At 68.6% G+C, this 11500-nt stretch carries 11 protein-coding genes; 4 read left to right on the plus strand and 7 right to left on the minus strand.

The window, feature by feature from the left end:
- Positions 1-242, plus strand: a 242-nt coding sequence (locus VNE62_02995; protein ID HVE91255.1) for a carboxypeptidase M32, incomplete at its 5' end; no start/stop codon positions are given.
- Here the strand turns inward: VNE62_02995 and VNE62_03000 are convergent.
- From VNE62_03000 to VNE62_03020, 5 genes are all read right to left on the minus strand, one after another.
- Positions 230-1486 (minus strand): SpoIIE family protein phosphatase, encoded by a 1257-nt coding sequence (locus tag VNE62_03000; protein ID HVE91256.1) that lies wholly within the window; start codon positions 1484-1486, stop codon positions 230-232. The two genes, VNE62_02995 and VNE62_03000, sit on opposite strands and share 13 nt — an antisense overlap.
- 157 nt (positions 1487-1643) lie before the next feature.
- Positions 1644-2168: a hypothetical protein gene (locus VNE62_03005; GenBank protein HVE91257.1), complete on the minus strand. Its 525-nt coding sequence runs from the start codon at positions 2166-2168 to the stop codon at positions 1644-1646.
- Positions 2165-3541 (minus strand): tryptophanase, encoded by a 1377-nt coding sequence (locus VNE62_03010; GenBank protein HVE91258.1) that lies wholly within the window; start codon positions 3539-3541, stop codon positions 2165-2167. The genes VNE62_03005 and VNE62_03010 overlap by 4 nt, the downstream gene beginning before the upstream one ends.
- 51 nt (positions 3542-3592) lie before the next feature.
- Positions 3593-5392, minus strand: coding sequence for an ABC transporter ATP-binding protein (locus VNE62_03015; GenBank protein HVE91259.1), 1800 nt, complete (start codon positions 5390-5392; stop codon positions 3593-3595).
- Positions 5389-7134: an ABC transporter ATP-binding protein gene (locus VNE62_03020; protein HVE91260.1), complete on the minus strand. Its 1746-nt coding sequence runs from the start codon at positions 7132-7134 to the stop codon at positions 5389-5391. The genes VNE62_03015 and VNE62_03020 overlap by 4 nt, the downstream gene beginning before the upstream one ends.
- A 226-nt stretch (positions 7135-7360) precedes the next feature.
- Here VNE62_03020 and clpS point away from each other — a divergent pair, with 226 nt between their 5' ends.
- The 3 genes from clpS to VNE62_03035 all read left to right on the plus strand — a co-directional run bounded on the left by clpS (position 7361) and on the right by VNE62_03035 (position 9074).
- Entirely contained in the window at positions 7361-7654 is a 294-nt protein-coding gene (gene clpS / locus VNE62_03025) for an ATP-dependent Clp protease adapter ClpS (GenBank protein HVE91261.1), read from the plus strand.
- A gap of 10 nt (positions 7655-7664) precedes the next feature.
- The gene (locus VNE62_03030) at positions 7665-8141 is read left to right on the plus strand and encodes a DUF2017 family protein (protein ID HVE91262.1); all 477 of its coding nucleotides are present in this window, start codon (positions 7665-7667) and stop codon (positions 8139-8141) included.
- An 81-nt stretch (positions 8142-8222) separates the two neighbouring features.
- Positions 8223-9074 (plus strand): rRNA adenine dimethyltransferase family protein, encoded by an 852-nt coding sequence (locus VNE62_03035; GenBank protein HVE91263.1) that lies wholly within the window; start codon positions 8223-8225, stop codon positions 9072-9074.
- On the opposite strand, the gene VNE62_03040 is transcribed toward VNE62_03035, so the two are convergent.
- Positions 9022-10059: a phosphotransferase gene (locus VNE62_03040; GenBank protein ID HVE91264.1), complete on the minus strand. Its 1038-nt coding sequence runs from the start codon at positions 10057-10059 to the stop codon at positions 9022-9024. The genes VNE62_03035 and VNE62_03040 overlap by 53 nt on opposite strands.
- On the minus strand, positions 10056-11500 hold a 1445-nt coding region (locus VNE62_03045), incomplete at its 5' end, for a UvrD-helicase domain-containing protein (protein ID HVE91265.1). The genes VNE62_03040 and VNE62_03045, both read right to left, overlap by 4 nt.

The raw sequence follows: 11500 nt of genomic DNA on the forward strand, positions 1-11500 counted from the left end.
TCGGCAACTTGTACGCGGCGCAGCTTTTCGAGGCGGCGCTGGAGGCGATCCCGAACCTTTACGACCAGTTCGAGGGCGGCGAGTTCGGCGCGCTCAAGGAGTGGCTCAACCGCAACGTCCACGCGCACGGACAGCGCCACCGGCCTGAAGAACTGTGTGAGGTGGCCACGGGCAAGCGTCTGAGCGCCGACCCGCTGCTGCGTCATCTCGAGTCGAAGCTCCGCCCTCTCTACGGCGCCTGAAGCGCGCGGTCGGAGACCCGCACCACCACAAAGGCAGCATCGTCGTGCATCGCGTCCGAGCCGAACGCCTCGTCGATGGCCTGCGCCACCGACTCCGCACTCTGTCCGGCCAGACGGGCAAGAAGCTCCTGAAGCGCCAGATCGTCGGCCGTTCCGTGACCCCCGATGGCCTCCTGGAGGCCATCGGTGAACATCACGAGCAGGTCGCCGGGCGCAAGGTCCAAAGCCACGTCGTGGAATGTCTCCTCGGCCCGCCAACCGACGATCGGAGCAGTCGCGCCCACCCGGGCGACCGGACCCCGGGCAGGAACGACGATGGGATGAGGGTGCCCGCCGAGGGACAGCGTCACCTCCGCTCCCGAATCGTTGGGGACCAAGTGCGCATAGGCGATGGTGAGGTATCTGTCGGTGCCCTCTGTCGCGCCGGCCACTATGTGGTTCAGCCGCTGCAGCACCTCCGAGGGGGGCCGGGCCTCAAGGCTCGTGGTGCGCAGGGTCCAGCGCGCGGCCCCCGTCAGCGCCGCGGCCTTGGCTCCCTTGCCGCACACGTCCCCGACCACCACAGCACACCCTGAGTCGAACTTGATCACGTCGTAGAAGTCGCCGCCGACCCGGTCACGAGCGGCCACGTGGTAGCGGCTGGCGAACTCCAGGCCTTCCACCGAAGGCAACGTCGGGGGAAGCAGCGACTCCTGGAGCGTGACCGCGACGTCTTCGGCCGTGCGGCGCAGCTCTGACTCCAGAGCCACCGACAGCCGCGCCGAAAGCCGAAGCTCGAGCTCGTCCATCACGATGGCCGCCAGGTCCTCCAGGTTCGCCAATTCCTGTTCGGACACCTCGCGCGGCTCCCGGTCGATAACGCACAGCGTCCCCAGGTTGTAGCCGTCGTGGGTCTTCAGAGGCACGCCCAGGTAGAACCGGAGGCCGAAATCGCCGGCGACCAGGGGATTGGACAGCGTTCGCGGGTCCACCGAGGCGTCGTTGACAAGCCAGGGGCGGTCCTGAAGGATCGCCGACGCGCAGAGGCCGGGTTCGCGGCCGATCTGTTCGACATCCAGCCCGTGGTGGGACTTAAACCAGATGCGATCGGAGTCCACGATGCTCACGATCGCGATCGGCACGTCCATCAGCCGGGCGGCCAGCTCGGTGATCCTGTCGAAGGATCCGTCCGGGGGCGTGTCCAGCACGTCGTATCGCCGGACGGCCGCCAGCCGTTCGGACTCGACAGCGGTGTCCAACTTCACGAGATCCTCCAGCGTCTCGCCTGTCGATCCCCCGCTCCGCCCACGCGGACGTGCGATGGAACGCCGAGTCCGGGGCCCACGAACATACCCATTCTACGTGCGTTTCGAACTGTGAAACGGTTCCTGGAGCGGACGCCGAACCGGCCCCTCGGCCTACTCAGGAGCGCCTTCGCCGGCTTTCGGGTCCCGGGAGCTCGGGCAGGGGGTCGAACAGGAACAGCCACGCCAGGTTGACCCCCAAAAACACGAAGATCGACACCAGGATCCCCTCCACCTCCAACGGACGCAGCCCCACACCCACCATTGCCACCGACTTGGGGAACACGGCGACCACCGCGATCAGCGAATAGAGGACGACCATCGCCAACAGCACCAGGCGGCCGGCTCCCCCGCCCGGGCTGCGCTCTGTGTCCCCAGCCAGAAGAGCGGCCGTCGAGACAGCTCCGAGGGCCCCCGCGAGTCCGAAGCCCACGTTCCACACCACCGTCACCCGAACCGCCAGGAGCGACACGAGGCTCATCACGCCGGGCAGCAGGAACGACAACGCGATCTGACGCGCCATCCTTCGGCGCGAGCGGTCGGCGCCCCACTCCTCGCGGCGAAGGGTCGCCACCGCCCACCAGAGCCCGAGCAGGGTGAAAGACAGCCCGGAGACCGCGGAGTAGAACTCCTTGAGGATCATTGGTCCGGCTCGAATCGGGCCGTGAAATGACGCAGCATCGGCGGCTGCCACACGATCCGGTACCCGGGAAGCGACTCGGCCGCCTTTGCCACCTGCATCACCACCTCCGCGACGTAATCGATGTGCGACTGCGTGTAGACCCGGCGAGGGATCGTCAGTCGGACAAGCTCCATCGCCGCCGGCTCCTCGGCCCCCCCGGGGCCCGGACGTCCGAACATCACGCTGCCTATCTCCACGGACCTGATCCCGCCGACGCGGTACAGCTCGACCGCCAGCGACTGTCCCGGATACCGCGACGGCGGGATGTGCGGCAGCAGCCGGCCTGCGTCCAGGTAGACCGCGTGGCCCCCGGGCGGACTGACGGCCGGGACGCCCGCGGATGTCACCTTTTCCCACAGGTACTCGATGCTGCGGATGCGATAGCGAAGGTAGTCCGGCTCCAGGACCTCGGTCAGTCCGACGGCGATGGCCTCCAGGTCGTAGCCGGCCAGTCCCCCGTACGTCGGAAAGCCCTCGGTGAGCACGAGGTTGGTTCGGCAGCGGGCCGCGAGCTCGTCGTTGTTCATGGCCAGAAAGCCGCCGATGTTGGCCAAACCGTCCTTTTTCGCGCTGAACGTCGCACCGTCGGCGAGCGAGAACATCTCGCGGGCGATGTCCACGGGGGCCCGGCCTTCCTGTCCCGGCTCCCGCTGGCTGATGAACCAGGCGTTCTCGGCGAACCGGCACGCGTCCAGGAACAGCGGGACGCCGTGGCGGTCGCACAGCTGACGGGTCTCGCGGATGTTCTTCAGGGACACCGGCTGTCCGCCGCCGGAGTTGTTGGTGACGGTGAGCATCACCAGCGGGACGTTGCCCACCCGCAGCGTCTGCTCCAAACGGTCCAGGTCGATGTTGCCCTTGAACGGGTGAAGCGACGATGGCTGCCGCCCCTCCTCGATCACCAGGTCCAACGCCTGGGCCCCCGTGTGCTCGACGTTGGCCCGGGTCGTGTCGAAGTGGGTGTTGTTGCAGACAACCTGTCCGGCCGCGGCAGTCTCCGTGAACAGGATTCTCTCGGCGGCGCGCCCCTGGTGGGTCGGGATCACGTGCTCAAAGCCGGTTATGTCCTTGACGGCGGCCTCAAAGCGGAAAAAGGACGGCGACCCCGCGTAGGCCTCGTTGCCGCGAAGCATCCCCGCCCACTGCTCGGACGACATGGCGCCGGTGCCTGAGTCGGTCAACAGGTCGATCAGCACCATGTCGGCGTGCAGCGCGAACAGGTTGTAGCCGGCGGCCTCCAGAGCCTCCTCGCGCTGGTCGCGTGTGGTGAACCGGATCGGCTCGACGCTTTTTATCCGGAACGGCTCGATGATCGTGCGGAACTCCTGCGGCATCCGATCATCCTGACCGCGCCGAGGCACGAAAGACCAACCGGGACGTGTCGGCTAGACCCGCTCGGGCTCCTCGGCCCACAGGTGCCGCATCTCCTCGGACCGCTCCAGGAGGTCGTCGAGCGAGCCGGTGGCCTCCACCGCGCCGTCGCGCAGGACCACGATCCGGTCGGCTCGACGCAGCGCTGCCCGCCGGTGCGACACGACCAGGCAGGTGGCCTCCCCGGACGCGAACACGCGCTCCCACAGGCGCGCCTCGGTCTCCACGACCAGCGCGCTGGACAGGTCGTCGAAGACCAGCAGCTCCGGGTCCCGGACGAACATCCGCGCGGCGGCCGTCCGCTGCACCTGGCCGCCGGACAGACGCACCCCGCGGGGGCCGATGACCGTCTGCAGCCCCGCTTGCATCCCGGCGACATCGTCTTCGAACACCGCCTGCTGCACGGCCGCGCCGACATCGGCCATCTCCTCGGGGATGCCCATGTTGATGTTGTCAAGCAGCGTCTCGCTGAAAAGCCTCGGCACCTGGGGCGTGTACGCCGCCCGTGGTGGAACGAAAAAGGACATGGGGTCGCCGACGACCTCGCCGTTCCACAAAACCAGACCCGAATCGGCCTCCACGAGGCCCAGCAACGTCCGCAGCAGGGTCGTCTTGCCGGACCCGATGCGCCCGGTGATCACGACGAAGTCACCGCGGCGAACGTCCATGGACACATCCCGGATGCCGCGTCCCGAGTCCAGGTGCAGCTTTGTGAGACCGTGCACCTCGAGCGACTCGAGCCTGTGCTCCTTGGACTTCGCCACAAAAGGCACCGGAGGCTCGTGCGCGCCGGTGAGGTAGACGGGATTGTGCCGGACCAGCTCCTCCGGCGCGGCCGTTCCGGCCATTCGGAGCATCCGCTGCGCGTTGACCACGGACTGCTTGGACCGGGCGATCAGGCGGCCCAGCCACCTCGGCAGCCGCGTGAGGTTGTTGATGTACATCGTGAACAGCACAAAGTCACCCACCGAGAAATCCCCGCGGCGCATCCGCGACGCAGACAGCAGCAGGACCAGCCCGATGCAGATGTTCACCAGGTTGGCGTTGGCGGAGTCGGTGAGCTCGACGAGCAGACGGTCCCTCAGGGAAGCCACACGGCGGGCCTCGCCCAGCTCGCGGAACCTGCGGATCACTCCGCGTTCGGCTCCCGCGAGCTTGACCGCCTGGACGGCCCCGAACGTCTCACCGATGAACCCGGTCACGGCAGAGGTCGTGCGCCTGCTGGCGCGCCGGTTCTCCTTGATGCGCGGCGCCATCGCGTGCAGGATGATCAGGATCAGCCCGAGGGGCGCCACGCCCACCAGAGTCATAAGAGGGTCGATGCGGGCCATGATCACGACGGCGACGGACGAAAACAACACCGCCCCGCTGACGTCGATCCACAGATCGATAAACCACACGAACTCCTCGACGTCGTCCCGGAACCGGCTGATGGCCTCTCCGGGCGAGTCCGGCACGCTGCCGCGCCCCGGCCCCCGGACGATGCGCGAGAGCAGGTTGGTGCGCATCAGGGTCATGAACACGTGCCACGTGAAGGTCCATACGACGGCGGCAAAGAAGAAGACCGCCGCGCGCGCGAGGTTGAAGCCGAACAGGACCGAAATCGGCAGCCAGGGGATCTGCTCTACCCCCGCCCCTTTCGTCAGCGAGTCGATGACGTTCTTGGACAGCAGGCCGAACACGATCGGCGCCGCCACAAAGCCCATCCACAGCAGGGCGCTGACGGCGAACAACCCCGGCCTGTAACGGACGAGCTTCGCCGCCAGGCGCCATGAGCTGACGTTGGGCTCGGTGTCGATCTGCCGGGCGCTCACGCGAGCACCTCCTCGATGCCGGCAGCCAGAAGCGATGAGAACCTGGAGGTGCGGTCCGAAGCCAGCTGCTCTCGAGGTCCGTGCTCGACCACACGTCCCTGGTCCAGGATCAGGATCGAGTCCGCGCGGTGAACCGTCCTGAGCCGGTGCGCGATCAGGATTCCCGTCCGCCCCTCGAGCAGCCTGTCCACGGCGTGCTCGAGCACGGCCTCCGTCGCCGGATCCAGACGCGAGGTCGCCTCGTCCAGAATCACCAGGCCCGGGTCGCGCAGAAACACTCGCGCGAAGGCGAGTAGCTGCGCCTCACCGGCGGACAGCCCGCCGCCGCCCGACGCCAGCTCCGAGTCCAGCCCCTGGGGAAGGCCCCCGAGCCAGTTGCCCAGCCCCAGCTCTTGCAGCACGGACGTGATGCGTCCGTCATCAAATCCGTCTTCGAACAGCGTGAGGTTGTCCCGGACGGTTCCCTGGAAGAGCTGGACGTCCTGGGTCACCACACCGACCCGCTTGCGCAGTTCCGACATGTTCGCCTCCCGCAGGTCGACGCCGGCGAGTCGGATCGAGCCGGCCCTCACGTCGTACAGCCGCAGGATCAGCCGTCCGATGGTGGTCTTGCCGCTGCCCGTCCGACCAAGAACCCCCAGGACCTCGCCCGGCCGAAGCGACAGGGTCAGGTCGTGCAGCACCGCCACGTCGTCGTCGGGGTAGGCGAAGCCCACCCGCTCAAAGGTCACCCCGAGCGGCCCCGCCTCGGGAACCCCCGAGGAGCCGTCCCGCATGGCCGACGACAACCCGAACATCTCCTGGATCCGCACGATCCCGGCCCCGGCCTTCTGGAACTCCTTCACCTGCGCACCGATGGTCATCAGGGGGTCGTCCAGCATCCCGAAGTACTGGAACAGCAGGACCACCGTGCCGGGGGAGATCCGTCCCCGCAGGTACAGCCAGGCGCTCAGCGCGAGGATCATCGCAAGACCCGACCCGTACAGGACCGACGAAGACACCCAGATCATCACCCCGGTCTTCTCGGCCTTCACGGCGCGGCCGACCAGGTCGCGGCTGACGCGGGCGAAGCCGCGCATGACGTGGTGGCCGGCGCCGTTGGCGCGGACGTCGTCGACCCCCGACAGCCGCTCCTCCAGGAACCCGAACAGGTTGGCGCTGGACTCCCTCTGCGCCGTCGAGTCGGGGACGGCGATTCGCCGCAGCTTGGTCATGACCAGCAGGCTCACGAGCGCGAACACGGTCATGACCGTGCCCATCAGCGCACTTTCCCGGAAGGTCAGGGCCAGAATCCCAATCATCAGCAGCCCGCTGCCCAGGATCTGGATCACGAACATCGAAAAGAAGTTGGACAGCGCCGTGATGTCGCCGTCCACGCGCTCGATCATCTCGCCGGGGGTGTGGGTGTTGTGCCAGGCGATGTCGAGTCCGAGCGCGTGGGCGGCCACGTCCGAACGCAGGTTGTTCGTCGTCCGCCACCCGACCTGCTCGCTGACGTAGGTGGTGGCGACCGAGATCAACTGCGCCGCCACCGACACGACCAAAAACCACACCGCCAGCCGCAGCAGCCCGTCCATGGGCGCCTTGTCCAACGCACCGTCGATGAACTTGCGGATGATCTGTGGAGTGGCAAGGGGCAGGGCGATGCTGGCCAGAAGCAGGACGGCGAGCAGGGTCGCCCGTCGCCGCTCGGGGCGCAGGTAGCGCAGGAGTATGGACTTGCTCGACGTTGCTTCGGCCACGGTGCTCCATTTGGTCGTGGCCGGCGACTGCCGCGGGGGCCGGATGTTCCCTCTGAAAGGGGCCCGGACCGGGGCGCGCGGAGGCGCCAGCCAGTTGGCTTGTGTCTGCGACGCCCGCTCCGCCGGCGGCCACTGAAGGTGCGTGGCCTGCCGAGCGGGGAATGATAGCACCGTCTCGGCAATTTCGTGACGATTTTCGTTCCCGGCCCGTGGCAAGATCGGGATCATGACCGGCACCACGGCTCCCCAGCGGGTCGACCTGCCCGGCTCCGGAGAAGACCACGCCCCAGACCGGCCGTGGGTGGTCATCGTCTGGAACGACCCCATCAACCTGATGTCGTACGTGACCTGGGTGTTCCAGCGCCTGTTCGGCTACCCGTTGGAGAAGGCCACCGAGCTCATGCTCGACGTCCACGAGCGGGGCCGGGCCGTGGTCTCCACGGGGGCCCGCGAAAAGGCCGAGCACGACGTCTTCCGCCTCCACGCCCACGGCCTGTGGGCGACCATGCAGCAGGACTAGGCCCAGCGTTATGGACCGTGCGGAGATACAGCTCGACCAGCGCGAGGCCGGGATCCTTCGCGGCCTGATCGAGGAGATGCGGGCGCTGCTCTCCCCTGGAAGCGTCGCGTTGGCCCGCGACCAGCCGGCGCCGGACCCCGTCCTGGAGCGCCTTTTCCCAGATGCCTCCCCGGACCCGGACGCGGCTCTGGAGTTCACGCGCCTGGTGGGGGCCGAGCTTCACGCCCACAAGCTCCAGGTACTCTCACGGGCGAGCGAGCTCCTGGGGGAGCGGGGGCCGGTCCGACTCGAGCTGGAGGGTGAGGACCTGACCAGCTGGCTGACGCTGCTGACCGACCTGCGGCTGGCCATCGGCACCAGGCTCGGGGTGGACGAAGCCGCGATGGAGGCCGACCTCGACCGGGACGACCCGAAGGCCGGGGCGATGTCGGTGGTTCACTGGCTCGGATGGGTCCAGGAGCGGACCCTGCGGCAGGTGACCGGTTGACGAAGGCGCGACCGGGCCGCAAACTTGGCCGTTCGTCCCACCGGGGAGGCGGCGTCATGGGCATGGTCATGGTGAGGGTCCGTGGAAGCCTCACGGTCCCCGCGCACCGGGCAGCACCTGCTTCGCAGCGGCTCGCTGGCCGCGCAGCTGGTCTGTAGCTCCGGAATCGACTGCAGCCACCTCGTCTTCGAGATAGGCGCCGGCACCGGCGTGCTCACGGAAGCGCTGGCCGCCCGCGCTCGGCGGGTCGTCGCGGTGGAGCTGGAACCCCGCCTTGCCTCCCGCCTGTCGGAGAGGCTGACCGGCGACGACCGGGTCGAGGTCCGGGTGGGGGACGTGCTGTGCGAGCCGCTGCCGGACGAGCCGTTTCGCGCTGCCGGAAACGTCCCTTTTCACCTGACGACGCGAATCCTTCACCGCCTGCTGGACGACCCCGCCACTCCCCTGCTGCGAGCGGACCTGATCGTGCAGTGGGAGGCGGCGGTCAAACGCGTCGCGCCGCGCCACTCCAACTTGCTGTCCGTGGCCTGGGGGGCCTGGTACGACTTCGAGATCGTGCGCCGGCTGCCGTCGTCCTGCTTCCGGCCCCCTCCCTCGGTGGACGCCGCCCACCTGGCCATCTCCCGGCGTCCGGTCCCGCTGCTCGCGGCGCGCGACCGTGACGCATTCGTGACGCTTCTGCGGCGCGGCTTCACGCCGTCGTGCGGTCCGCTCCACCGGGAGCTCTCCGGCCTGCTGAGCCACACTCAGATGAAGCGGCTGGCGTCCGACCTGGGCTTTGCGCCCGAGGCCCGGGCGATCGACCTGCGGCCTGCTCAGTGGGCCGCGCTGTTCGAGTTCCTCCGGAAGGCCGGAAGTTCCGGGCCCCGGTCCACTCCCGCTAGGACCGCTCGTCGAACACGCGGATGGCGGCATCCTGTCCCGAGAGCATGAGTGCGCGGTGTCTTCGCCACCCGCGCAGCGCCCCGGCGATGTGTGGGTACCACTCGGCGACGAACTCGGGGTCGGCCCCTTGGAGCATGTGGACCCAGTCAAGAGCCCGCACGACGTGAGCCGTCCAGCAGGCGAGGTCGAATGTCCTCCGTAGAGGGCCGGCAGGGACGTGTCTGGTCCAGGCAGTCAGGTACGCGTCACGCAGCCGCGCCGCGGCCGACGGCCGGGAGGCGGCGGGGAGATCCGAGAGCCCCAGCCGGTAGGTGACCATCAGCGAGCCGAACGGGTGCGTGACGCTGGCATCTCCCCAGTCGCACAGCCTGAACCCCTCGCCGGCCACCAGGACGTTGCTCGCGTGCAGATCTCCGTGGTCCAGCGAAGACGAGTAGGCAGAAGCAGCCAGCTCCTCGCAGCACCGCTCGAATTCGGGAAGGAGCGCGTACATCTCCGACTTCTCCTCCGACTCCAGCGCCAGCTTGGCCCCGTCGACCATGTCCCCGCCCAGCAGTTGCCTGAGCAGGTCCGGCAGGACGGCTGCACGGCGGTCCGGAACCCCGCGGGCGACCAGACTGTCCGCCTCGGCGCAGAGGGCGAACTGCATCTCCACGTACGGGTCCATGACCCGCTCCAGGACCCCAGCCTGCTCGTCGGGCGGTACGACCTCCCTCAGCGGTCGCCCTGCGTCGGTCATCAGCATCCAGGCCCGCGCCTCATCGATGGCGAGCACGGTCGGCACGCGGTCGCCCCACCGCTTGGCCAGGTCCTGCACCAGACCGGGCTCGTGCCGGCCCCCGAGACCCTCGGCCTTGAAGAAGAGGGTTTCCTCGGAGCAAATGACCCGGAACACCGCCGACCAGGGCATCTCCCGGAGAGATTCCACGCCGTCAACGCGGCCGAGGCCGGCATCGGACACGACCCCGGCTACCCACGGCCTCCACGCCTCCAGCCAGGCGTCCCGGCCGGCGTTGAGCCAGGGAGAGATCACGAAGCCGCCAGTGTCGGGGGCAGAGGCTCCGCGTGAACCACCGTCAGTCGCTGCGTCGGGCGCGTCAGCGCCACATACAGAGAACGCAGTCCACCGGACGACGTTACGGCGATACGCGCCGGCTCGACGACCACCACGGAATCGAACTCCAGGCCCTTGGCCTCGTCGGCCGTCAGGACCGAGATCGTCTCGCTCGGCCCGATTGCTGAGGCGATGTTGCGCGCCATCCCCACGGGGGCGATGACCGCCACGGTGCCGTCCCCGACCTCCGACTGCTCTTCCCGCGCGACCCGGACCGCTTCCTCGGCCGCATCCTGCGCGGCAAGGAACACCGGCTCGAACCCGGTTTCCCGGACGGCACGCGGCGGCCGCACACCCGGCTGCGTCGCCGACAGCACCCGCTCGGCCACCGCCATGATCTGAGCGGGGGTCCGATAGTTGATGGTCAGCTCGACCTCGCTCGCCGGCCCGGACCCCGCCCACCCGGCCACCTCGTGCCAAGTCTGGGGCTGCAGCGGTCCACCGGCCTGAGCCAGGTCACCCAGCAGCGTCATCGATCGCGATGGGCACCTTCGTTGGATCATCCGCCACTGCATCGGGGACAGGTCCTGGGCCTCGTCCACGAGCACGTGTCCGAAGGTCTCGCGCTCCCGGTCCGGCGGCTCCCACTCCTCGTCGCGCATGCGGTCCACCATGCGCTGCGCGACTTCCCGGCGCATGAGGGGGTCCATCATTCCGGGCGCGTCCGGCGAGCCGCGGAACGAGGCCGCGGACGCGAGGTCCTCCACCATCTCCTCGGCGGCCCACTCGTCGCTTTCCCGCTCCGGCTTTCTACGCGACCTGGCCCCCGGGACCGTCCCCAGCAGGACCGCGGCCTCGTCCAGCAGCGGCGCATCGTGCACCGTCCAGCCCCGGTGCTCCTCACGACGAAGCAGCTCCCGTTCGCGGTCGCTCAGGACTTCCTGCGACGCACTCAGGGCCGATTCGCCGGACAGAAGGCCCGACACGAGCCGACCGGGAGTCATCACCGGCCACATCAGGTCGACGACTCTGCCGAAGTCGCTGCCGCTCAGCAATTCCCGCTTGAACGCGGCCCTAGGGTACGAGCCGGTGTCGTCGCCCGTCCGAGCCTGCCACTCCCGGACCCACTGCCGCATCAGATGGTCGACCACCAGGTCCTCCATCTCGGGACGGTTTTCGTTGTGGGGGCCGGGCAGCTTCGATACCAGCGAAACCATCGCGCGGCTGTCGGCAGGCGTGATCGTCAGCCGGAACCCGTCCAGTCGCAGAGGCGATGTCTCGTCCAGCTTCAGCGTCTCCGGCTGGACCAACGGACGACTGAGCCCCGCCACCGCGTTCTTCGTCACCACAGCCATCCTCGAGTCGCCCTTGATCCGCGCCACCTCGGGCTCGTCGATCGCAGTCACCTCGAACCCCGACA

It is taken from the genome of Actinomycetota bacterium (assembly GCA_035536535.1).
Lineage (GTDB): Bacteria > Actinomycetota > JAICYB01 > JAICYB01 > JAICYB01 > DATLNZ01.